The sequence below is a fragment of the Enterobacter bugandensis genome (assembly GCF_900324475.1).
GTDB lineage: Bacteria > Pseudomonadota > Gammaproteobacteria > Enterobacterales > Enterobacteriaceae > Enterobacter > Enterobacter bugandensis.
The window spans coordinates 265,932-288,711 of the sequence record NZ_LT992502.1 but is presented as its reverse complement, the minus strand read 5'-3'; the positions used below and the strand labels follow the sequence as shown (position 1 = coordinate 288,711).

Genomic DNA, 22,780 nt, shown 5'->3' with positions numbered 1-22,780 from the left:
CGGAGACTGCCATGTCGACTCCAGAAATTCCAAAAAAAGTCCCACAATTCTCGGCGCTTAAGCTCAGCCCGGTTCCGGCAAAAGACGACTGCTGCTGCGAAGGGACGTACGAAACACCAATCCAAACGCTTCCTGAAAACGGCAACCGCTACAGCTGGGTCGTCAACGGTATGGACTGCGCGGCCTGCGCCCGCAAAGTTGAAAACGCGGTGAGGCAGGTACCGGGCGTGAACCACGTTCAGGTCCTGTTCGCCACCGAAAAGCTGCTGGTTAGTGCCGAAAAAGACGTCAGCAAGCAGGTTGAAGCCGCCGTCAGCAAGGCGGGCTATGCCCTGCGCAGCGAAACGGTACCTGCCGAAAAAACCTCTCCCCTGAAAGAAAACCTGCCGCTTATTACCCTCATCATCATGATGGCCCTGAGCTGGGGTCTGGAGCAGATTAACCACCCGTTCGGTAATCTGGCGTTTATTGCCACTACCCTGGTCGGGCTGTTCCCGATTGCCCGTCAGGCACTACGCCTGATGAGAAGCGGCAGCTGGTTTGCCATTGAAACGTTGATGAGCGTGGCGGCCATTGGCGCGCTGTTCATTGGCGCGACGGCGGAAGCGGCGATGGTGCTGCTGCTGTTCTTGATCGGCGAGCGGCTTGAGGGCTGGGCAGCGAGCCGGGCGCGCAAAGGGGTGAGCGCGCTGATGGCGCTGAAGCCAGAAACCGCCACGCGGGTTAATGAAGGCAAACGTGAAACGGTCGCCATCAACACGCTGCGACCGGGCGACGTGATTGAAGTCGCCGCGGGTGGGCGTCTGCCTGCCGATGGGGCTCTCGTTACCGCCACCGCGAGCTTTGACGAAAGCGCCCTGACCGGGGAATCCATTCCGGTGGAGCGTGCGGCAGGCGAAAAAGTCCCTGCCGGTGCCACCAGCGTCGACCGCCTGGTGCAGCTCAAAGTCCTGTCCGAGCCGGGTGACAGCGCCATCGACCGTATCCTGAAGCTGATTGAAGAGGCCGAGGAGCGCCGCGCGCCGGTCGAACGCTTTATTGACCGCTTCAGCCGGATTTACACCCCCGCCATCATGCTGGTCGCCCTGCTGGTTACCGTGATTCCACCGCTGTTCTTCGGCGCGCCGTGGGAGGGCTGGATTTATAAAGGGCTGACCCTGCTGCTGATTGGCTGCCCGTGCGCACTGGTGATCTCTACGCCCGCGGCGATTACCTCGGGGCTGGCGGCGGCGGCACGTCGCGGGGCGCTGATTAAGGGCGGCGCGGCGCTGGAACAGCTGAGCCAGGTTCAGCACATCGCCTTCGATAAAACCGGCACGCTGACGGTTGGTAAGCCGCAGGTCACCGGCATCTATCCGCAGGACATCAGCGAAGACGAACTGCTGATCATGGCCGCCGCCGTTGAGCAGGGCTCCACTCACCCGCTGGCGCAGGCGATAGTGCGTGAAGCGCAGAGACGCGGGCTGGCTATCCCTTCGGCAACCGCCCAACGGGCGCTGGTCGGGTCAGGGATTGAGGCCGTCGTCGACGGCAAAAAAGTGCTGATTGTTGCGGCGGGCGCGTTCTCTCATCCACAGGTTGAGGCGTTAGAGCAGGCCGGGCAGACGGTCGTTGCCGTGATGCAGGACGGCGTGTCGAAGGGCATGCTGGCACTACGCGACACTCTGCGCGATGACGCCAAAGACGCCGTGGCGGCGCTGCATCAGTTGGGCGTACAGGGCGTGATCCTCACCGGCGATAACCCGCGCGCGGCGGCCGCGATTGCCGACGAGCTGGGGCTGGCGTTTAAGGCCGGATTACTGCCTGCGGACAAGGTCAGCGCGGTAACCGAACTGAATAGCCGCGCGCCGCTGGCGATGGTCGGTGACGGAATTAACGATGCCCCGGCGATGAAGGCCTCAACCATTGGCATTGCCATGGGCAGCGGCACCGACGTGGCGCTGGAGACCGCCGACGCGGCGCTGACGCATAACCGCCTGACCGGGCTGGCGCAGATGATTAGCCTGGCGCGGGCGACGCGAGCCAATATTCGCCAGAACATCGCCATTGCGCTGGGTCTGAAGGGGATATTTCTCGTCACCACGCTGCTCGGCATGACTGGCCTGTGGCTGGCGGTGCTGGCGGACACCGGGGCGACGGTGCTGGTCACGGCGAACGCGTTGAGATTATTACGGCGGAAATAAAAACGCCCGGTGGCGGCTGCGCCTTACCGGGCCAATAACAACTCTGAACCGTAGGCCGGGTAAGGCGCAGCCGCCACCCGGCAAAAAACGGCGTTACTGCATCCCTAACATCCTCGGCAGCCACAATGATATCGCCGGGATATACGTCACCATCCCCAGCACCACCAGCAGGATGCCGTAAAATGGCAGCATCGCCCGCACCACGGTTTCAATCTTCTGCTTACTCACCGCGCTCGCCACAAACAGCACCGATCCGACCGGCGGGGTGATCAGCCCGATCCCCAGGTTAACCATCATGATCATCCCGAAGTGCACCGGGTCGATCCCCAGCGCGTTGGTCACCGGCAGCAGCACCGGCGTCAGGATCAGGATGATCGGCGCCATGTCCATCAGCGTGCCGATCAGCAGCAGCATAATGTTGAGATACATCAGGATCACGTACTTATTATCAGAGAGCGACGTGAAGAACTCGGTGATGCGCATCGGCAGCTGCATGTAGGTCATCACCGCGCCAAACGCCGCGGCAAAGCCGATTAAAATCATCACGATGGTGACGGTTTTCACCGTGCGGCACATCAGCTTCGGCAGTTCGCTCCATTTGTAGTCGCGGTAGATAAACATGGTGACGAAAAACGCCCACAGGCAGGCCACGGCGGCGGATTCCGTCGCCGTAAATATCCCGGACAAGATCCCGCCGAGGATAATCACCACCGTCATCAGCCCCCACAGGGCATCAAGTAAAATCTTCACCGCCTGCTTAAACGGGATTTTCTCACCCTTCGGGTAACCGCGCTTGTGGGCGAATCCGAGACAGAGGATCATCAGGCACAGCCCCAGCAGCAGCCCCGGCAGCACGCCGGCGATAAACAGCGTGGCGATGGAGACCGTTCCCCCCGCCGCCAGGGAATAAATCACCGAGTTGTGGCTGGGCGGGATCAGAATCGCCTGCACCGACCCGCTCGCCGTGACCGCCGCCGCGTATTCGCGCGGATAGCCCTTCTTCTCCATCTCCGGGATCATCACGCTGCCGATGGACGCTGTATCCGCCACCGACGAGCCAGAAATCGCGCCGAAGAACGTCGAGGCGACGATGTTCACCAGCGACAGCCCGCCGCGGATAAAGCCGACAAACACATAGGCGAAGTTAACCAGCCGTCGGGCAATGCCCCCTTCCGCCATGATCGCTCCGGCGAGGATGAAAAACGGGATCGCCAGCAGGGTAAATTTGTTCACCCCACTGGTGATCTGGATCATCAGCGCCTCCAGCGGTAAATCAATCCACAGCGCACCTGCCACGGCGCTCAGCCCCACGGCGAAGGCCACCGGCATCCCCAGCGCCAGCAAAATGGCGAGGGTGAATAACAAAACAAAAGCATCCATTGTTCACCCCTTAACTGTGATTGCCGATCAGCACGACCGGACGGTTTTCCTGCGCGCCAAAGAGCAGGCGTTCAAGCACAAACAGAATCAAAATCGCCGACCCGATCGGCAGCGGCAGGTAGCTTTCGCCGGAAGTCAGGATCGGGAACTCCGCCACCGGCTGCTCCCAGAGCTCGACGCACAGCCAGTAGCTGTACCAGCACATCAGACCGGAAATCAGCAGCATCAGCAGATCAACCACACGTACACACAACTTTTGCAGCGACGCGGGCAGACGGTCGGTGAGCATATTGACCGCAATATGCGATCCGGCGCGGTAGCTCACCGCCGCGCCGATGAAGGTGAACGTCACCATGCAGATAATGGCGACGGGCTCCGGCCAGGATTCGCCGCGGTTGAGTACGTAGCGTGAGAAGATGCCGATGGGGATGACAATCGTCATCACCAGCAGCGAGACACCCGCCACCGCCATGGCGAGCAGGTACAGACGGTCCATCCACTTCAGGTAGAGTTCGGACATACGTGCTCCGTATTACTGGACGTCAGCGATGGCTTTCATCAGATCCTGATGCTTGTCGCCATACTGGGCGCGCACCGGCTCTGTGGCCTTGATGAATACCGTCTTATCGATATCGTGGAACTGCACGCCGCCCGCCTTCATTTTCGCCAGCGCCTGGTCGTTATACGCATTCCACAGCTTGCGCTGTTCGAACTGCGCTTCACGGGCCAGGGTCAGGATTTTTTGCTGTTCATCAGCGCTCAGCTTGTCCCATTTCACTTTTGAATAGAGCAGCATTTCCGGGGTGATAAAGTGGCCGCTGAGGGTGTAGTTTTTAGCAACCGGCATGTAGTTGTGGGCGATAAAGGTGGGCGGGTTATTCTCCGCGCCGTCGATCACCCCTGTCTGCATGCCGCTGTAAACCTCGCTTACGCCCATCGCCACCGAGTTCGCCCCCATGTCCTTCAGCGTGGCGAGTGCCACCGGGCTGCCCTGCACGCGGATTTTCTTCCCTTTCAGATCTTCAGGTTTGACGATCGGCTCTTTGGTGATCAGGTTGCGGGTGCCGGAATCCATCCAGCCGAGGAACACCAGGCGGGATTTCGGGTTGGCGGTCAGCTTGTCGCCGATCTGCTTGCCGATATCCCCGTCAATCACCTTGTGCATGTGATCCTCATCGCGGAAAACGTACGGCAGGGTGAAGACTTCGATATCCGGCAGGATGGCGGCAACCGGCGCCATGGAGACGCGGATCATGTCAATCGCCCCCATCTGCGCCTGCTCAATCATCTGCTTTTCATCCCCCAGCACGCCGCCGGGGAAGACCTTAATCTCCAGCTTGCCGTCGGTTTGTTGTTTGAGTTTTTCACCCATGTGCTGAACCGCGACCACGTTCGGGTAGCCTTCAGGATGCACATCGGCGGCTTTGATGGTTTGGGCAGAAACGGTGCAGGCAAAAGCAGACAGGCACAGCGCGGCCAGTAACGGCTTGAGGGTCGTATTCATTGAGTCAGCTCCAGGGTAGCGATGTCAGCGTTAAAACAGTGTTTTATTTTTTTACGCTTAGAAAATAGACTAGCCCGGGAGAAGCGTAGGTGAAGCGCCTCACAAAAGCGCGAATTTATGAAACGATGGTTTAAATTTGTGAGGGCGGTAATGCCGGGTAACGATGCGGCCATACCCGGCAGGGCATGACCGCGCGTCAATCAGGAAAAATAGCTCATGACCAGGCCTAAAAACAGCACCAGACCGACATAGTTATTGTTCATAAACGCCTTAAAGCAGGCTTCGCGTTCGCGTTTTGCAATCAGCTTCTGCTGGTAGGCAAACAGCAGCCCTGCTACCAGTATCGACCAGTAAAATTCCCAGTTCAGTCCGTTCAGGCGCGCAATCGCGACCATCAGCGCCAGTACCGCAACCTGCAGAATACCAATGATAAGTTTGTCCTGGCGTCCAAAGAGAATGGCGGTGGATTTAATGCCAATTTTCAGGTCATCGTCGCGGTCAACCATCGCATATTGCGTGTCATACGCTACGGCCCAGAGGATGTTCGCCAGGAACATCAGCCAGCAGCTAAGCGGTAAGGACTCACTAACTGCCGCAAACGCCATCGGAATCGACCAGCCAAACGCCGCCCCCAGCACCACCTGAGGCAGATGGGTGTAGCGCTTCATAAAGGGATAAACCCAGGCCAGTGCGAGCGCCGCGACGGACAGCAGAATCGTCATGGTGTTCAGGGTTAATACCAGCAGGAAAGAGAGCAGCACCAGAACGATGAACAGTACGCGCGCTTCTTTCCCGGTCACCTGGCCGCTGGGTAGCGGGCGGTTGGCAGTGCGCTTTACGTGGCCGTCAAATTTACGATCGGCATAGTCATTCACCACGCAGCCCGCCGCGCGCATCAGCCAGACGCCGGCAACGAATACGCCCAGGATCCACAGTGGCGGCATGCCCGGCGTGGCCACCCACAGCGCCCATAAGGTCGGCCACAGCAGCAGCAACGCGCCAATGGGTTTATCGGTACGCATTAAGCGGTGATACGCCAACAGCTTATTCTGCGTCAGGGTCCACTCCATTTTTTCTTCCTCTTAGTACAACGGTGATGCCGGTAAAAATAGCTCCGTCAGGATTAACGGCTTACCGCTCAGGCGAAGGCGGGAACGGCGCCCCCACAGTTCGGCATCACGCCCAATTTCAATGAAATCCCTGGTCAGCTCAGATGAGGTGAAAAGATAACGTCCCAGCGGCGTTTTCCCCAGCCGCTGCAGCGCCAGCTCAGGCCCGGATAGGGTAGATTCGGGCACCACCGTCCGCCCGGCAAGCCAGGGTTCGCCATCGGCACAGAGCAAAATTTCACGCAGCCAGTAGCGTTCCTCTTGCGGCAACAGCGGCAGCTCGCTGGCGATCTCATCGCCGGAGACAAACCCTTCCTGTATCAGGGTTACCGTGACCGTTTTACCCTGTTGCTCAAAACGTTTTGTCATGGAATCTTCCAGCAGCAACCAGTCCAGCTGCTGCGGATCAAGCGCAGGTATTTGGTCGAAATAGCGCAGCGCACGCAGTTGCGTTAGCGCGGGGTGTGACATGCCAGACTCTCCGATACATAACGTAATGGCATTGTATCGCAGAAACGGGCAATGAGGGGGGGCCAAACGTTATTTAACGATCACTATCGCAACATGGGCGCAACAGCCTGGCGAATACGAAAAAAAGTGCGCCCACTCAGGCGCACTAAACTACTAACAAATCAGCACTGTGGGGAACAGTTACCCCTTGCCTTTTACACTGCTGATAAAGGTGGAACGGGCAGTGGTTGAACCTAAACGTTCGGCTTCATCAAGCAGTTTCAGCGCTTTATCGACATCGCCGCGCTTCACCGCCTGCTTAATGGCGTTGTTGAAGTACTCTTCGGTGTCGTTCAGTACGGGCTCGGCTTTCTTCGCCGGGACTGGCGCTGCGGCGGCGACCGGTGCGGCTACCGTGGCAGCAGGCGCGGTGTAAGCAGGTGCAGCAGTATTGCCCACGGTAACAGGGCCGTTACCGGAGGAGCCAAACAGCGGGCCGACCAGCACGCTGGAGCCGCTGTTCGTTTTCACCTTCAGCTTTAACGTTCCGTCGGTGACGTGACGAGCAATCGGGTCCGGAATATCTGGAATCGCGTTACCGGTGCCTTTTGCGTAGGCTTTAGCCGGATCGAGCAGCGTGGTGGTCTTCTGGAGATCCTGCTCGGTGGTAAAGACCAGCACGTAGAGTTTTTGCTGGCCCAGCGCAGGCGTCAGGCGCATGACGCCTTCCAGACGATCGGCGCTCATCACGCCAGGCTCCTGATAGGTAAAGTATTCGCTTGGGAAAAAAGCAGATGGCGTCATGTTCTGATCGAGAATCAGCACGTTTGGCGCAAATACGCTCGTCTGCTTGTTAACTTCACTGGTCAGGGTAATGGCCAGCTCACCGATATTGGCGGGTACGCTATAAGCAGCGACCGGGCCGGTTATACCCGGAACATTAAGCGACTGGCCGCCCGTTGAGAGCTGAGTGGTCTGGGTTTTAGACTGATCGACAGGCGTCCAGACAAGCTGTTGCAGTGCCGCTGTCGGAATAGTTGGCGCAGATGTTGTGTTTTGCGGAACGAAGTTGACGTTAGCGAGCGTTACGGCAGGCGCGCTTGCCAGCAGCCCTGCGGATAAACAAAGGGCAAGGAGAGTTTTGTTCATTTTCATTGTTATCACCTCAAAATGCACAGGTTCAGCGGTAGCCAGGCAATAGCGCGCCGTCCCAAGGATTGAGGGGCTTGCGCCCCTCAGTTTGGTCATTACGTCAGGTTAAGACGGGATTACCACCAGATTTCCATCTGGGCGCCGAAGGACCACTCGTCGTTGTCGCCACGACCGAAGGAGCTTCCATTGAAACCATCTTTGAACGCTTTACCGTAGTTAGCGTTGTTAGATGGGTTACCGTTGTAGTCATAACCCCACTTCTCATCCCACTTGGCGTAGGTTGCGAATACACGGATTGCCGGGCGAGACCAAATGCTGTCGCCTGCCTGCCACTGTTGTGCCAGGGTGATTTTGTACTGGTTGTTGGTTTCGTCAGCGCTTTGTGATTTCACGTTGTCGTAACCCACTTCCAGTAAGGTGCTCATGATAGGCGTCCATTTGAACATTGGACGTACACCCACGGTCCACCACTTGGTCCCGTTGTTGTTATCCCAGTCGATGTCCTGGTACATACCGACATACATCAGGTCCCAGCGATCGCCCAGAGAGATTGCACCGTGGTCGAGAATACGCAGCAGGCTGCCGTTGTTATTAATGTCGTAGGCATAACCCGAGTTAGAATCGATGCCTACACCAGAACCTTGAGACAAGCCTTTACCCTGAGACGTCATTGAGTCAGTGGCATACTGAACCACAAACTTGTTATAGCCCTTCAGCATGCTCTGGGTGTGCTCAGCGGTGAACATCCAACCATCTTTTGAAGCACCATCAACCAGGCGATAATCATCACGCGGGTTAGCACGACCGTAATCAACACCCAGTTCCAGAGTGCCGCCTGGGTTGATTTCCATCTGTGCCAGGCGCACGTCAAAGACATCGTTCGCTGTACGAGTGGTGTAATCATAAATACTATTGCTGGCGAAAGAGGATGAACCGCCTGCTTCGGAAGAACGGGTTGCTGCCAGAGAGAGCTTACCAAAACCGACATCGATGTTTTCCAGACCCGCACCAGGACCAGAGATATCCCAGTAGTAGAAGTCGATCATGTGTACGTCATGACGCTGATAGAAGCGCTTACCGGCCCAAATGGTAGAGCCTGGCAGCCATTCAATCAGGTTTTTACCCTGCACGTTAGCTTCGCGGAACGCCGGGTCAGTACCTTCCCAGTCATTCTGCTGCGCCACGGAGTACGCTACGTTGGTGTCGAAGTAGAAGCTCTTGTCACCTTCTTTCCATACTTCCTGGCCCAGCTTCAGTTCCGCATAGGTTTCACATTCGTTACCAAGACGGTATTTACTTTGGGCACCGGTTGCCTGGAAGCACTGTTGTTCGCCGCCACTACCCGTCCAGCCGATACCGGAACGAGCATAACCATGGAAATCCACGGCCAGCGCCTGAGCAGACATTACGCCCGCTGCGACGGCAACTGCCAGAGGAAGTTTGCGCAGAGTAATCATCATTCTATCTCCTGAGATCATTGCTTTTCTTTGAACACTTCACCTGTCGGTTTCGTGTCTTCTTTTGGGATTGCTTAAACGCCTGGCTCTTTGTGCAGCCGACGACATGCGGTGCCATCCTCACGGAACAGATGGCAACGCTCTGGCGGCAAGCCGATAGCGAATGTGGCACCCTCTTCTACCAACACCACGTCATTCTGGCGGTAGACCAGGTTCTGACGGATGGCGGGGATCTGGATATGAATCTGTGTTTCGTGACCAAGCTGTTCGACGACCTGAACTTCACCTTCCAGCGTCACATCCGCAATGTGGCTTGGCAGTAGATGCTCAGGACGGATACCGAGGGACATATTTGCCCCGACCTGTACGTTGGCGCTGTCGACCGGCAGCCAGACCTGCTGGCGGTTTGGCAGCTCCACCTGTACCTGTTCAATGGCTGTCGCCGTCACTTTGACGGGCAGGAAGTTCATCTTTGGCGAGCCAATGAAGCCCGCAACAAAGCGGTCTGCCGGGTAGTGATACAGCTCCAGCGGTTTGCCCACCTGCGCCACGCGACCGGCGTCCAGCACCACGATTTTGTCGGCGAGGGTCATCGCTTCGACCTGATCGTGGGTGACGTAAATCATCGTGCGGCCAAGGCGCTTGTGCAGGCGGGAGATTTCAATACGCATCTGGACGCGCAGGGCGGCATCCAGGTTAGAGAGAGGTTCATCGAGCAGGAACACGCGCGGCTCGGCCACCAGCGTACGGCCAATCGCCACGCGCTGACGCTGACCGCCGGAAAGCGCTTTCGGTTTACGCTCCAGCAGGTGCGCCAGCTGCAACACTTCAGCCACCTGCGTGACGCGCTGGTTAATGACCTCTTTTTTCGCCCCGGCCAGCTTCAGGCCAAAGGACATGTTCTCGGCAACGGAAAGATGGGGATAAAGCGCATAAGACTGGAACACCATGCCTACGCCGCGTTCGGCTGGCGGGATGTCGTTCATTCGGGTATCACCGATCAACAGGTCGCCGCTGGTGATAGTTTCAAGACCGGCAATCATACGCAGCAGAGTTGATTTACCACAGCCTGATGGGCCGACAAACACCACAAACTCGCCTTCAGTGATGTCCAGATTGATGTCTTTCGACACCACTACGTCGCCCCAGGCTTTCGTTACATTACGCAGCTGTACGCTCGCCATGCCCTTCTCCCTTCGTTACAACCTGTCACCGACAGAAACATTCAAGATAAGTTCACTATGGGGTATCCATTACTTTCGTGAATCCTCCACCCCCCGCCTTTTTTATGGGGGAGGAGGCGGGAGGATGAGAGAACAGGCTCTGCGACCGCAGCCGGGGGGCTGAGGCGAAATTCGTGAAGCCGCCTGCAAAATTCGGTGGGTTTTTATGTGCGCCAGCACTCATAACTTAAATTTATGCAACGGAGATCACACAAACGGGGGGTGGGGCGTAGGGGTTGGGAGGATGGAAAGAGGATGTCAAATAAGGAGACTGAGTCACGTTGAACCACCTTATGTATCCACGAGCACATCACCAAAAAGGATGGCAGATATGAATATCAAGACTGGCGCACGCGTTTTCGCATTGTCCGCCCTTGCAGCAATGATGGTTTCCGCCCCAGCGCTCGCCAAAATTGAAGAAGGCAAGCTGGTTATCTGGATTAACGGCGACAAGGGCTATAACGGCCTGGCCGAAGTGGGCAAAAAATTCGAGAAAGACACCGGTATCAAAGTTACCGTAGAGCACCCGGACAAACTGGAAGAGAAATTCCCGCAGGTTGCGGCAACCGGTGACGGCCCGGACATCATCTTCTGGGCACACGACCGTTTCGGCGGTTACGCGCAGTCTGGCCTGCTGGCTGAAGTCACGCCAGACAAAGCTTTCCAGGACAAACTGTTCCCGTTCACCTGGGACGCCGTTCGCTATAACGGCAAGCTGATCGCCTACCCAATCGCGGTTGAAGCCCTGTCACTGATTTACAACAAAGACCTGGTGCCAAACCCACCGAAAACCTGGGAAGAGATCCCGAAACTGGATAAAGAGCTGAAGGCGAAAGGTAAATCCGCCCTGATGTTCAACCTGCAAGAGCCGTACTTCACCTGGCCGCTGATTGCTGCCGACGGCGGCTACGCGTTCAAGTTTGAAAACGGCAAATATGACGTGAAAGACGTGGGCGTGGACAACGCGGGCGCGAAAAAAGGCCTGACCTTCCTGGTTGACCTGATTAAGAACAAACACATGAACGCGGATACCGACTACTCCATCGCGGAAGCGGCGTTCAACAAAGGCGAAACCGCGATGACCATCAACGGTCCGTGGGCCTGGACCAATATCGACAAGAGCAAAATCAACTACGGCGTGACCCTGCTGCCAACCTTCAACGGCAAACCGTCTAAACCGTTCGTGGGCGTGCTGAGCGCGGGCATCAACGCCGCCAGCCCGAACAAAGAGCTGGCGAAAGAGTTCCTGGAAAACTACCTGCTGACCGATCAGGGTCTGGGTGAAGTGAACAAGGACAAACCGCTGGGCGCCGTGGCGCTGAAATCCTTCCAGGATCAGCTGGCAAAAGATCCACGCATCGCGGCAACCATGGATAACGCTCAGAAAGGCGAAATCATGCCGAACATCCCACAGATGGCCGCGTTCTGGTACGCCACCCGTACCGCCGTCATCAACGCTGCAAGCGGTCGCCAGACTGTCGATGCCGCGCTGAAGGATGCTCAGGGTCGTATTACTAAGTAAGAAGAACAACGGCGGGTGGCGCGTGCGCTTACCCGCCCTACGACTACGGCACGATCCGTAGGTCAGGTAAGCGCAGCGCCACCTGACGAAAAGTTTCCACCGTTGTAGAGGAAGAACCCCATGGATGTCATTAAAAAGAAGCACTGGTGGCAAAGCGACGCGCTGAAGTGGTCAGCGATCGGTCTGCTGTGTCTGCTGGTGGGTTACCTTGTTGTTTTAATGTACGTACAAGGGGAATATCTGTTCGCCATCATGACGCTGATCTTAAGCTCTGCTGGCCTGTATATTTTCGCCAACCGTAAAGCCTATGCCTGGCGCTATGTCTACCCGGGCGTGGCCGGGATGGGGCTGTTTGTCCTGTTCCCGCTGATCTGCACCATCGCCATTGCGTTCACCAACTACAGCAGCACCAACCAGCTCGCGCAGGAGCGCGCCACTCAGGTGCTTCTGGATCGCTCTTATCAGGCGGGTAAAACCTTTAACTTCGGTCTGTATCCTGCAGGTGACGAGTGGAAGTTAGCGCTCACTGACAGTGAGAGCGGCAAAAACTATCTTTCCGACGCGTTCAAATTTGGCGGCGAGCAGAAGCTGGTCTTAAAAGAGGCCGCGGCCCTGCCGGAGGGTGAACGTGCGAACCTGCGTATCATTACCCAGAATCGCCAGGCGCTGACCCAGCTCATCGCCGTGCTGCCCGATGAAAGCAAAGTGACCATGAGCTCGCTGCGCCAGTTCTCCGGCACGCAGCCGCTTTATACCCTGGCGGATGACGGCACGCTGACCAACAACCAGAGCGGCGTGAAGTACCGTCCGAATAACGACATTGGTTTCTATCAGTCCATAACGGCCGATGGCAAATGGGGTGATGACAAGCTCAGCCCTGGCTATACCGTCACCATCGGCTGGGACAACTTTACCCGCGTGTTTACCGACGAAGGTATCCAGAAACCGTTCTTCGCCATCTTCGTCTGGACGGTGGTCTTCTCGGTGCTGACGGTGATCCTGACCGTTGCCGTAGGCATGGTGCTGGCCTGCCTCGTGCAGTGGGAGTCCCTGAAAGGCAAAGCGATTTACCGCGTGCTGCTGATTCTGCCTTACGCCGTACCGTCGTTTATCTCGATTCTGATTTTCAAAGGGCTGTTTAACCAGAGCTTCGGTGAAATCAACATGATGCTGAGCGCGCTGTTCGGTATCAAACCGGCCTGGTTCAGCGACCCGACCACCGCCCGCTCGATGATTATCATCGTCAACACCTGGCTGGGCTATCCGTACATGATGATCCTGTGCATGGGGCTGCTGAAGGCGATTCCGGACGATCTGTATGAAGCCTCGGCGATGGATGGCGCGGGTCCGTTCCAGAACTTCTTTAAAATTACGCTGCCGCTGCTTATTAAGCCGCTGACGCCGCTGATGATTGCCAGCTTCGCCTTTAACTTTAACAACTTCGTGCTGATTCAGCTGTTGACCAACGGTGGCCCGGACCGTCTCGGCACCACCACGCCGGCAGGCTATACCGACCTGCTCGTGAGCTACACCTACCGTATCGCCTTTGAAGGCGGCGGCGGCCAGGACTTTGGTCTGGCGGCGGCGATTGCCACCCTGATCTTCCTGCTGGTTGGCGCTCTGGCGATTGTGAACCTGAAAGCCACACGTATGAAATTTGATTAAGGAGGGCACTGAACATGGCAATGGTACAACCCAAATCTCAGAAGCTGCGCCTCCTCGCGACGCACTTAGGCCTGCTGATTTTCATCGCGGCCATCATGTTCCCGCTGCTGATGGTTATCGCCATCTCCCTGCGTTCGGGTAACTTTGCGACCGGGAGCCTGATCCCGGATGAAATCTCCTGGGAGCACTGGAAGCTCGCGCTGGGCTTCAGCGTGGAGCACGCCGATGGCCGCGTCACCCCGCCGCCGTTCCCGGTGCTGCTGTGGCTGTGGAACTCGGTGAAGGTAGCAACCATCACCGCGATCGGCATCGTGACGCTCTCCACCACCTGTGCTTATGCCTTCGCCCGCATGCGTTTCCCGGGCAAAGCAACGCTGCTGAAAGGCATGCTGATTTTCCAGATGTTCCCGGCGGTGCTGTCGCTGGTGGCGCTGTATGCCCTGTTTGACCGTCTGGGCCAGTACGTGCCGTTTATCGGCCTGAATACCCACGGCGGCGTGATCTTTGCCTATCTCGGCGGTATTGCCCTGCATGTGTGGACCATTAAAGGCTATTTCGAAACCATCGACGGCTCGCTGGAAGAGGCGGCGTCGCTGGATGGCGCTACCCCGTGGCAGGCGTTCCGTCTGGTGCTGCTGCCGCTGTCCGTGCCGATTCTGGCGGTGGTCTTTATTCTGTCGTTTATCGCGGCGATCACCGAAGTACCGGTCGCCTCACTGTTACTGCGCGATGTGAACAGCTACACCCTGGCCGTAGGTATGCAGCAATACCTCAACCCGCAAAACTACCTGTGGGGCGACTTTGCCGCGGCGGCCGTACTGTCTGCCATCCCGATTACCGTGGTGTTCCTGCTGGCCCAGCGCTGGCTGGTGAATGGCCTGACGGCGGGCGGCGTGAAAGGTTAAGTTTCATTTGTTATGCCACTGCAACCCTCAACTTTAGACGTATTGTATTGACCCAACTTGTGACTGTTGTTAGGCGCTCTTCGGAGCGCCCTTTTTTTATTCGCGTTTCAGCCGCTTCGAATTACACAGCCAGAGGGTGATCACCAGCAGCAGGATCGCCGCCGAGTAGATCAGCACGTCGAGCGGGGATTTATGATCGACAATGATCAGTCGCACAATGGCGGTGATGCCAATGTAGACAAAATAGCGCAGCGGGAAGTGAAAGCCGGACTGGAAGTACTTCACAATCAGGGCGATAAATTCAAAGTAGAGAAAGTAGACCACCAGACCTTCCACCAGCGCATATTTGCTGGTTTGCTCAGGGGCGAACAGCACATCCGCCAGATGCACCGTCTCTTTGCCGAGAAAGACGACCAGGATCAGGCCAAGGCTCAGCAGACCGAGGTTCAGCACGGTCTGGAGTATCGTTGAGATAAACTCAACGCGCGGGCGAGTCAGGGATGTCATACAGCACCTCATTCTCCAGGACGAGATTCCTGTATAACGCAAAAATGTGACGGGGATCTATATTTTTTGTTTATGTTTGGCGCATTCGCCCGCTGGCGCTGCGCTTACCAGGCCTACAAAAACCGTAGGCCGGGCAAACGCAGTGCCGCCCGGCGTGAAGCATCAGCGGAAGTTAATGTTCTTATCGCTGGTCATGTCGTACAGCTGGAACTTACGCCCAAGCTGCTGGCCGCCATCACGCGTCAGCGGTGTCCAGCCCACTGCCGCACGGCTGCGGGTCGGACCGGATGAGAACAGATCCAGCGGAATCGACACGTAGACCCCTTTGGTGAAGTCCCCTTCCCCGTACTCGTCCGGCGAGACGTTGGTGATGGTGGCGTAGCCGCCCACCACGACGCCGCTGTCGAAGTGTTTGGAGATATCCAGCGTGCCGCCCTTGTCGCCCGCCAGATACTGGCCGACGCTGGCTTTCACCAGCACGTCCTGCGCGAACGAAGGCGTCCAGTAGGCGGTCAGGTGGCCGGTTTTGACGCTGTAGTCGGTGAACTTCATCATGTCCTGCGCGCTGCGCCAGTCACGCTGCTTAACGTAGTTGGCATCAATCCCGAACGCCCAGTTGCTGTCGACGGGACGATACAGCACCTCCGCCCCCGCGCCGCCGAACATAGTCTCCAGGTAGCCTCCGTAAACCTGGCCGTAGAAGCCGTTGCCGAAGTACTGGAAGTAGTTGGCCTGCAGGTTATTCACGTAGACATCGTTCTGCACGTATTCACGCACGCGGGTACGCACGCGCGGCAGCTTCGAGTCGTTCGGCGGATTCGTGTAGTTAAACTTGTCGTAGTTGTTCGCAATGTTGCCGAACAGGCTGCCGGTGGTCAGCAGGTGGTCGGTGACCCACAGATCCGCCGTCGCCATCGCACCCAGCTGATACATGTAGAAGTTTTCCGGCCCGCCGACGGACTGGTTCAGTACCGGATCGATATGGAAATCAAAGCGCGATTTATCGATATACCAGCCCTGCTCGGTGGTTTCCGGCACGATCGGCTCTACGCGTTTTTGCACCAGCTCGGTTTCATGCCCGAGCGGTTCGCCTGCAAGATGGCGCTTGAGGCTGGCGACATCGGTTTCGGTGGTGACCTGCGGCAGATTCAGGCGGTTCTCCGTCACGCGGATCGTGCGGATCCCGTCCGGGAGATCGTTCATCACGATCCGGTTGGCGCGTTCGATCCCTTCCCGCGAGTCGCGGTATTTCACCTGCTCGCCGGTGACGTACAGCGTATCGCCTTTCACCTGAATTTTCGGATCGGCCAGGCCGGCGTTGTATTTCAGCAGGGTCAGCTGGTTTGCCACCACGGAGTGCTGCAGAATCGCGTCCTGCGGCTCCGGCCGGTAGGCAGGCCGCGCGTTATCGTTGTAGTGCGGCCGCATGTCGTTGAAGTTGGTGCGCAGCGTGAAGCCAAACATCACCGTGTTGCCACGCTCGTAGCTGAGGTTAACGTCGGCCCAGTCGGTGACGCGATAAATGGCGCCGACGTTAAACTTGCTCTTCTGCTCAATCTTCCCGGCGAAGTCCTGCGAGTAGTCGTTCCCTTCGTACTCCAGCTTCAGGCGCAGCGGCTGCCACGGCGTCTGGTATTCCACACCACCGAACAGCGAGGCCGGGCCGTGGAACATCTGGTCGCCGTTGATGGAACCGGCTTTCTTGTAGCTGTTATCGCGGTAGCAGTATTTATCGCTGTAGGTACAGAACGGGTTTTTAACGTTGCCGCTGGTGCCGAGATAGCCCCAGCCAAGACCGAGAGAAAAATCAAACGGTCCCCAGGCCTTGCTGGCCACGATGTATTCCGCGTCGAACAGGCCGGTCCCGCCGATATCTTTTGCACCCACGGAGACCTGCGGCATCCAGTAGCTCTCTTCCCACAGGCGCAGTTTGACGTCGAAGGCTTTATCTTTGTAGGTCTGATCGCCGGAGAAGGCGTCGACGCTGCTGTACTGTTTCGTACGCACGTCGGTGTAGCGCAGCGTGGTTTCAAGCCACGGGAAAAGCTGTACGGAGGCGGAATAGTAGCGATACTGGTCGTTATCGCGGTAGTTAAGGCTAATTTCCCCTTCACGCGCCATGCGTGCGGTAGGCGTTTGCAGTAAACCGACGCCGCCGAAGTCTGACTGAGACGGGCCAACAGGTGCCGGATACGTTTCTGCATGGCAGGCGGCGCTTACGCAGAGCGCCAGCATGCTGTAGAGATAGGTTCTTTTCATTCTTCCGGTATCCGCTGTGTCAGGGAGTGAAGGATATCGGCGTTAAGCCCGTCATATGCCTTCGTCCAGAAATGGTCGGCAAAACCGACAAAAATGATGCTGCCCGGCATGGGTTCGATATGGCGTTTATTCCAGTACGCCACCGGCGCTTTTTGCGTATGCCCGTCTGGATAAATAATCCATGCGTAGCTGTTATCCGCGCCGCTCAGCAGGCTTTGTTCGTCGAGATAGCTCGCCACGTCGCGACCGGGCGTAAAGGGCTTTTTACCGGGGCTGCTGATAAGCCCCATCACGGTCACCGTCGTCGGCTTCACCGGAAGCCAGAGGGTGTACATCCCTTCAAGCGTGGGGTTGCCCTTTTCAGTGACGCGCACTTCATCTGGATCAAGATTAACTTTCTGGCGGCCTGTCACCTTCAGCGCCTGAAGCTGCTGGCGAACGCTGTTAATGGCCGCGGCATCGTCGCCGTCTTCCTGCTCCGCCAGGCTCGTCAGGCGGGCCAGCAGGGCACGGTGTTCCTGCTCCGCCTTAACCGTCGCCTGACGCTCGCCGATCACCGCTCCCGGCCACCAGCTGTTGGCAAGCCTTGGCTGCCCGACGAGATCGAGCAGATGCTCGGCGTTGGTTAAGGTTTTGGGTTTTTCACTGTCCGGCGTGTAGACCTTTACCGTTCCTGCGGACCATGCCAGCGGCGCGGCAAGGCTGGCGAGAAGCGCAGCGTGGATGAGCGTTTTCATGATTTCGCCGCCTTGATCAGGGTGGTTTTCACCGGGAAGAAACCGGCACCGAGATACTGCAAGGACTGACGGATCTGCCCATCCTCGTCGATCCAGAAGCGGTTATGCCAGGTGGCCTGGTCGGTTGTCACCTTCTCATCCAATACGCGCACCTGAGTTTCGTCGCTGCCGACTTTCACGTTGTCCGTACCGTCCCAGCGGAAGGTGGAGCGGGCCGTGGCGTAGCGCACCTGCTTGTGCTCGGTCCAGCCCATCGTGCGCGTCCAGCTTGCGCCGTCGACGATCTGATTTGGCTTGATGAGCGGATCTTCGGCGAGATTATTCACCTCGAGCAAGTTGTCGCCGCCGAGCAGCGTTTTCACAATTCGGGCATGCTGCGTGACGATGGTGGCCTGATCCTGCGTCACCCATTTCTGCTGCCCGTTTTCATCGAAAGCGAGCACCACAAACAGTTGCGGGCCATCGTTTAGCTGCATGTACTGGCTGGCGTACGGCATGTTCTGAAGTTCGTCATCGGTCAGATGAACGCCCGGCGTGCCGAACAGGCTTTCCCACAGTGAATGACCCAGCCCTTTGGTGGTGGCTGAGCACGCCTGCAACAGCAGGCAAATCAGAATGATTGCAGGTCGCTTCACGACTCTTCTCCGAAGGGGCGAAATAACCACACCGAAGTGTGGTTATGATTAAAACACCCGGTATTACTGGGTGCTGGTTGTCGTAGTGGTCGTGGTTCCGGTATTGGAGCCATCACCGCCACCGGTTGCCGCCAGCGCGACACCCACGGCTGAACTTACGGTGCTGGTGCTGGCTGCGGTAGAACTTCCCGCAGACGCAGACGTCGCTGCCGACCCTGCTGCTTCCCCGACCTGGACCGGAGCTGCATAGACAGACGTCGCCGCAAGTGCAGATATGGCAAAAATGCCATACAGTACTTTCTTCATAACAATTTCCCTTCAATGAATGAATGGAGATTTGCCCGAAAAGAAATTCAGGCGGAATCGAGTATACACAACTACAGCAGAGGGTTTACCGTGGGGGGAAATAGGGGGATGGTTTTCGGACTAATGGATAAAACAGAAACGAAAAACAAATATTTAAAATAAATAATCGATAAAAATCAATAAATTATAATATATCCTTATTATCTTAGCTCTACGTATTTTCTTAAAATAAACCGCAGCAATTAGCAGGTTAACCGCCTTTTTCAGATTAAACTCAGAGTCAGAATTTGAGTTAACTAACAGACATCAGGAATTATCCGATAAAAAAATGCCGGCATATCGCCGGCATTTTTCATGACATATTAATTACGCACGCCATGCTTTATAACGGTTAATCAAACCATTGGTGGAGCTGTCGTGGCTGTCGATGGCTTTGTCGTCACCCAGCTCTGGAAGAATGCGGTTTGCCAGCTGTTTGCCCAGCTCAACGCCCCACTGGTCAAAGGTGAAGATGTTCAGGATCGCGCCCTGGGTGAAGATCTTGTGCTCGTACAGCGCAATCAGCGCGCCCAGGCTGAACGGGGTGATTTCGCGCAGCAGGATGGAGTTGGTTGGACGGTTGCCTTCGAACACTTTGAACGGCACAACGTGCTCCAGCGTGGCCGGATCTTTACCCTGGTCACGGTATTCCTGCTCAACCACTTCGCGGGATTTACCGAACGCCAGCGCTTCGGTCTGTGCGAAGAAGTTAGACAGCAGCTTCGGATGGTGGTCGGACAGCGGGTTGTGCGTGATCGCCGGGGCGATGAAATCGCACGGTACCATTTTGGTACCCTGGTGAATCAGCTGGTAGAACGCATGCTGGCCGTTGGTGCCCGGCTCGCCCCAGATGATCGGGCCAGTCTGGTAATCCACCGCGTTGCCGTTACGGTCAACGTACTTACCGTTGGATTCCATGTTGCCCTGCTGGAAGTAGGCCGCAAAGCGGTGCATGTACTGGTCGTATGGCAGGATCGCTTCGGTTTCAGCGCCGAAGAAGTTGTTGTACCAGATACCGATCAGCGCCAGCAGCACCGGCAGGTTTTTCTCAGGCGCGGTGGTGGAGAAGTGTTTGTCCATCGCATGCGCGCCGGAGAGTAGCTCAACGAAGTTGTCAAAGCCCACGGACAGGATGATGGACAGACCGATTGCAGACCACAGCGAGTAGCGGCCGCCAACCCAGTCCCAGAACTCGAACATGTTTGCCGTATCGATGCCAAACTCGCCTACCGCTTTACCGTTGGTGGAGAGCGCCGCAAAGTGTTTCGCCACGTGCTTTTCGTCGCCCGCGGTTTTCAGGAACCAGTCACGCGCGCTGTGGGCGTTGGTCATGGTTTCCTGGGTGGTAAAGGTTTTAGACGCCACCAGGAACAGGGTGGTTTCCGGGTTCACGTTTTTCAGCACTTCGGCGATGTGGGTACCATCGACGTTAGAGACAAAGTGCATGTTGAGGTGGTTTTTGTACGGGCGCAGGGCTTCAGTCACCATGAACGGGCCGAGGTCAGAGCCGCCGATACCGATGTTAACCACGTCGGTGATCGCTTTGCCGGTGTAGCCTTTCCAGCTGCCGGAGATGATCGCTTCAGAGAAGGTTTTCATCTTTTCCAGCACCGCGTTTACTTCCGGCATCACATCTTTGCCGTCAACGATGATTGGCGTATTGCTACGGTTGCGCAGCGCCACGTGCAGCACGGCACGGTCTTCGGTGCGGTTGATCTTCTCGCCGGAGAACATGGATTTGATGGCGTCGGCCAGCTCGGTCTCTTTCGCCAGATCCTGCAGTTTTGCCAGCGTCTCTTCGGTAATGCGGTTCTTGGAGAAATCCACCAGCATGAGGTCATCGAAGGTCGCGGAGAACTTAGTGAAACGATCGGCATCTTTCGCGAACAGATCCGCGATGGTGACGTCTTTCATTTCATCATAATGTTTCTGGAGTGCCTGCCAGGCAGCGGTCTGCGTTGGGTTGATGTTTTTCATTAGCAATACTCTTCTGATTTGAGAATTGTGACTGCGGTCGATTGTAGCGCCTGCAAATAAAAATTGTGATGGTTTTTATGCCATTGCCCTGGTCTGCATCAAACGCAGGTGAAAAGACCCGAAAAGTATAGCTGCTGTCGAGCCCTTCCGGCGTGGCGAAATGTCGGTCAAAAGGGGGTAAAAAGGAGCATAAAATATGGGCCTGTTATAAGTCCTGTTTCTCAGGGGTACCCCCCCATAAAAAATCCGCATAATCCCAGCATTGACAGGACCTCCCCCGCATTTTATTTATAGGGCCGTATTTTGCGCCTGCACCTGTTTTCGTTTCATTCTTGTGCCAAGGTCGCTTATTCATTCCCTGACACGAGGTTGTTATGACGAGTTTTGTGGTCGCCAAGTTTGGCGGCACCAGTGTGGCCGATTACGATGCCATGAACCGCAGCGCCGATGTGGTGCTGGCCGATCCGAATACCCGCCTGGTGGTGCTCTCTGCATCCGCCGGCGTGACGAACCTGCTGGTTTCTCTGTCTGAAGGACTGGAAGCGACAGAACGTTTCGTGAAGCTGGATGCACTGCGCAAAATTCAGTTCGACATTCTTGAACGTCTGCAAAACCCGAACGTGATCCGCGAAGAAGTGGAGCGCCTGCTGGAAAATATCACCACCCTGGCAGAAGCGGCATCACTGGCCACCTCCACCGCCCTGACCGATGAACTGGTCAGCCACGGTGAATTGATGTCTACCCTGCTGTTCGTTGAAATTATGCGCGAGCGTAACGTTCAGGCGCAGTGGTTTGACGTGCGTAAAGTGATGCGCACCAGCGATCGTTTTGGGCGCGCTGAACCGGACGTTGAGATGCTGGCCGAGCTCACCAACCAGCAGCTGGCGCCGCGCCTGGCAGAAGGCATGGTGATCACCCAGGGCTTTATCGGCAGCGAAGCGAAAGGACGCACGACCACGCTTGGCCGTGGCGGCAGCGATTACACCGCCGCGCTGCTGGGCGAAGCCCTGCACGCAACGCGCGTGGATATCTGGACTGACGTGCCGGGTATTTACACCACCGATCCGCGCGTCGTTTCCGCGGCAAAACGTATTGATGTGATTGCCTTTGAAGAAGCGGCTGAAATGGCCACCTTCGGTGCAAAAGTGCTGCATCCGGCAACGCTGCTGCCTGCCGTGCGCAGCGATATTCCGGTCTTCGTTGGCTCCAGTAAAGATCCAAAAGCGGGCGGGACGCTGGTCTGCAAGAAAACCGAGAACCCGCCGCTGTTCCGCGCGCTGGCCCTGCGCCGCCGCCAGACGCTGGTCACGCTGCACAGCCACAATATGCTGCACTCCCGCGGCTTCCTGGCGGAAGTGTTTGGCATCCTCGCGCGCCATAACATCTCTGTAGATTTGATTACCACCTCCGAGGTGAGCATTGCGTTGACGCTGGACACCACCGGCTCCACCTCCACCGGCGACACCCTGCTGACGCAGTCGCTGCTGATTGAGCTGTCTGAGCTGTGCCGCGTGGAGGTCGAAGAAGACCTGGCGCTGGTGGCCATCATCGGTAACAAGCTGTCTCGCGCCTGCGGCGTGGGCAAAGAGGTGTTCGGCGTGCTTGACCCGTTCAACATCCGCATGATCTGCTACGGTGCCTCCAGCTATAACCTTTGTTTCCTGGTCCCTGCCGATCAGGCCGAGCAGGTGGTGCAGAAACTTCATCAGAATTTGTTTGAATAAAATTCGTTAGCACGATAAACAATACCTATAAGCCGGGCACAGACCC

19 protein-coding genes are annotated in these 22,780 nt (G+C 56.9%); 5 read left to right on the top strand and 14 right to left on the bottom strand.

Translation table 11 applies throughout. The annotated features are described in order from the left end of the window. Positions 1-11: 11 nt before the first annotated feature. Positions 12-2,183 (top strand): Zn(II)/Cd(II)/Pb(II) translocating P-type ATPase ZntA, encoded by a 2,172-nt coding sequence (gene zntA, locus DG357_RS01385; protein ID WP_088204526.1) that lies wholly within the window; start codon positions 12-14, stop codon positions 2,181-2,183. A 93-nt stretch (positions 2,184-2,276) separates the two neighbouring features. On the opposite strand, the gene DG357_RS01380 is transcribed toward zntA, so the two are convergent. From DG357_RS01380 to malK, 8 genes are all read right to left on the bottom strand, one after another. Further along, positions 2,277-3,563, bottom strand: coding sequence for a TRAP transporter large permease (locus tag DG357_RS01380; RefSeq protein WP_063438211.1), 1,287 nt, complete (start codon positions 3,561-3,563; stop codon positions 2,277-2,279). 10 nt (positions 3,564-3,573) lie between these two features. Beyond that, entirely contained in the window at positions 3,574-4,083 is a 510-nt protein-coding gene (locus DG357_RS01375) for a TRAP transporter small permease (protein WP_045260961.1), read from the bottom strand. A 12-nt stretch (positions 4,084-4,095) separates the two neighbouring features. Then, positions 4,096-5,067, bottom strand: a complete 972-nt coding sequence (locus tag DG357_RS01370) for a TRAP transporter substrate-binding protein (protein ID WP_028015134.1) — start codon at positions 5,065-5,067, stop codon at positions 4,096-4,098. Between the two features lie 200 nt (positions 5,068-5,267). Continuing rightward, entirely contained in the window at positions 5,268-6,137 is an 870-nt protein-coding gene (ubiA, locus tag DG357_RS01365; RefSeq protein WP_028015133.1) for a 4-hydroxybenzoate octaprenyltransferase, read from the bottom strand. A 12-nt stretch (positions 6,138-6,149) separates the two neighbouring features. Beyond that, entirely contained in the window at positions 6,150-6,647 is a 498-nt protein-coding gene (gene ubiC, locus DG357_RS01360) for a chorismate lyase (protein ID WP_014882105.1), read from the bottom strand. A 180-nt stretch (positions 6,648-6,827) separates the two neighbouring features. Next, a complete protein-coding gene (gene malM / locus DG357_RS01355; protein WP_088204527.1) occupies positions 6,828-7,781 on the bottom strand; it encodes a maltose operon protein MalM in 954 nt (317 codons plus the stop codon). A gap of 113 nt (positions 7,782-7,894) precedes the next feature. After that, a complete protein-coding gene (locus tag DG357_RS01350; protein ID WP_048957455.1) occupies positions 7,895-9,238 on the bottom strand; it encodes a maltoporin in 1,344 nt (447 codons plus the stop codon). 71 nt (positions 9,239-9,309) lie between these two features. After that, complete coding sequence (gene malK / locus DG357_RS01345; protein ID WP_028015130.1) at positions 9,310-10,419, bottom strand: maltose/maltodextrin ABC transporter ATP-binding protein MalK; 1,110 nt, start codon at positions 10,417-10,419, stop codon at positions 9,310-9,312. Positions 10,420-10,789: 370 nt separating this feature from the next. On the opposite strand from malK, the gene malE reads away from it, so the two are divergent. From malE to malG, 3 genes are all read left to right on the top strand, one after another. Beyond that, complete coding sequence (gene malE, locus DG357_RS01340; RefSeq protein ID WP_032644952.1) at positions 10,790-11,980, top strand: maltose/maltodextrin ABC transporter substrate-binding protein MalE; 1,191 nt, start codon at positions 10,790-10,792, stop codon at positions 11,978-11,980. Between the two features lie 120 nt (positions 11,981-12,100). Beyond that, positions 12,101-13,645: a maltose ABC transporter permease MalF gene (gene malF / locus DG357_RS01335; RefSeq protein WP_088204528.1), complete on the top strand. Its 1,545-nt coding sequence runs from the start codon at positions 12,101-12,103 to the stop codon at positions 13,643-13,645. A gap of 14 nt (positions 13,646-13,659) precedes the next feature. Next, positions 13,660-14,550, top strand: coding sequence for a maltose ABC transporter permease MalG (gene malG, locus DG357_RS01330; protein ID WP_006810496.1), 891 nt, complete (start codon positions 13,660-13,662; stop codon positions 14,548-14,550). Positions 14,551-14,646: 96 nt separating this feature from the next. On the opposite strand, the gene psiE is transcribed toward malG, so the two are convergent. The 6 genes from psiE to pgi form a co-directional block, all read right to left on the bottom strand. Next, positions 14,647-15,057, bottom strand: coding sequence for a phosphate-starvation-inducible protein PsiE (gene psiE / locus DG357_RS01325; protein WP_000202963.1), 411 nt, complete (start codon positions 15,055-15,057; stop codon positions 14,647-14,649). 162 nt (positions 15,058-15,219) lie between these two features. Beyond that, a complete protein-coding gene (locus DG357_RS01320) occupies positions 15,220-17,316 on the bottom strand; it encodes a YjbH domain-containing protein (protein WP_088204529.1) in 2,097 nt (698 codons plus the stop codon). After that, positions 17,313-18,053, bottom strand: a complete 741-nt coding sequence (locus tag DG357_RS01315; RefSeq protein WP_083264094.1) for a capsule biosynthesis GfcC family protein — start codon at positions 18,051-18,053, stop codon at positions 17,313-17,315. The genes DG357_RS01320 and DG357_RS01315 overlap by 4 nt, the downstream gene beginning before the upstream one ends. Next, the gene (locus DG357_RS01310) at positions 18,050-18,688 is read right to left on the bottom strand and encodes a YjbF family lipoprotein (RefSeq protein WP_028015124.1); all 639 of its coding nucleotides are present in this window, start codon (positions 18,686-18,688) and stop codon (positions 18,050-18,052) included. Before DG357_RS01310 ends, DG357_RS01315 begins: the two co-directional genes overlap by 4 nt. 63 nt (positions 18,689-18,751) lie before the next feature. Beyond that, complete coding sequence (gene yjbE / locus DG357_RS01305; RefSeq protein ID WP_013095034.1) at positions 18,752-18,994, bottom strand: exopolysaccharide production protein YjbE; 243 nt, start codon at positions 18,992-18,994, stop codon at positions 18,752-18,754. A 366-nt stretch (positions 18,995-19,360) separates the two neighbouring features. Next, positions 19,361-21,010 carry a glucose-6-phosphate isomerase gene (pgi, locus tag DG357_RS01300; RefSeq protein WP_059355154.1) on the bottom strand — a complete coding sequence of 550 codons (1,650 nt, stop codon included), beginning with the start codon at positions 21,008-21,010 and terminating at the stop codon, positions 19,361-19,363. A gap of 374 nt (positions 21,011-21,384) precedes the next feature. Here pgi and lysC point away from each other — a divergent pair, with 374 nt between their 5' ends. Further along, entirely contained in the window at positions 21,385-22,734 is a 1,350-nt protein-coding gene (gene lysC / locus DG357_RS01295; protein WP_041911575.1) for a lysine-sensitive aspartokinase 3, read from the top strand. The last annotated feature ends 46 nt before the right edge of the window (positions 22,735-22,780 follow it).

Excerpts from the sequence above, each read along its gene's own strand:
- zntA (WP_088204526.1), top strand. The coding sequence starts at position 12 with ATGTCGACTCCAGAAATTCCAAAAAAAGTCCCACAATTCTCGGCGCTT.
- DG357_RS01380 (WP_063438211.1), bottom strand. The coding sequence starts at position 3,563 with ATGGATGCTTTTGTTTTGTTATTCACCCTCGCCATTTTGCTGGCGCTG.
- DG357_RS01375 (WP_045260961.1), bottom strand. The coding sequence starts at position 4,083 with ATGTCCGAACTCTACCTGAAGTGGATGGACCGTCTGTACCTGCTCGCC.
- DG357_RS01370 (WP_028015134.1), bottom strand. The coding sequence starts at position 5,067 with ATGAATACGACCCTCAAGCCGTTACTGGCCGCGCTGTGCCTGTCTGCT.
- ubiA (WP_028015133.1), bottom strand. The coding sequence starts at position 6,137 with ATGGAGTGGACCCTGACGCAGAATAAGCTGTTGGCGTATCACCGCTTA.
- ubiC (WP_014882105.1), bottom strand. The coding sequence starts at position 6,647 with ATGTCACACCCCGCGCTAACGCAACTGCGTGCGCTGCGCTATTTCGAC.
- malM (WP_088204527.1), bottom strand. The coding sequence starts at position 7,781 with ATGAAAATGAACAAAACTCTCCTTGCCCTTTGTTTATCCGCAGGGCTG.
- DG357_RS01350 (WP_048957455.1), bottom strand. The coding sequence starts at position 9,238 with ATGATGATTACTCTGCGCAAACTTCCTCTGGCAGTTGCCGTCGCAGCG.
- malK (WP_028015130.1), bottom strand. The coding sequence starts at position 10,419 with ATGGCGAGCGTACAGCTGCGTAATGTAACGAAAGCCTGGGGCGACGTA.
- malE (WP_032644952.1), top strand. The coding sequence starts at position 10,790 with ATGAATATCAAGACTGGCGCACGCGTTTTCGCATTGTCCGCCCTTGCA.
- malF (WP_088204528.1), top strand. The coding sequence starts at position 12,101 with ATGGATGTCATTAAAAAGAAGCACTGGTGGCAAAGCGACGCGCTGAAG.
- malG (WP_006810496.1), top strand. The coding sequence starts at position 13,660 with ATGGCAATGGTACAACCCAAATCTCAGAAGCTGCGCCTCCTCGCGACG.
- psiE (WP_000202963.1), bottom strand. The coding sequence starts at position 15,057 with ATGACATCCCTGACTCGCCCGCGCGTTGAGTTTATCTCAACGATACTC.
- DG357_RS01320 (WP_088204529.1), bottom strand. The coding sequence starts at position 17,316 with ATGAAAAGAACCTATCTCTACAGCATGCTGGCGCTCTGCGTAAGCGCC.
- DG357_RS01315 (WP_083264094.1), bottom strand. The coding sequence starts at position 18,053 with ATGAAAACGCTCATCCACGCTGCGCTTCTCGCCAGCCTTGCCGCGCCG.
- yjbE (WP_013095034.1), bottom strand. The coding sequence starts at position 18,994 with ATGAAGAAAGTACTGTATGGCATTTTTGCCATATCTGCACTTGCGGCG.
- pgi (WP_059355154.1), bottom strand. The coding sequence starts at position 21,010 with ATGAAAAACATCAACCCAACGCAGACCGCTGCCTGGCAGGCACTCCAG.
- lysC (WP_041911575.1), top strand. The coding sequence starts at position 21,385 with ATGACGAGTTTTGTGGTCGCCAAGTTTGGCGGCACCAGTGTGGCCGAT.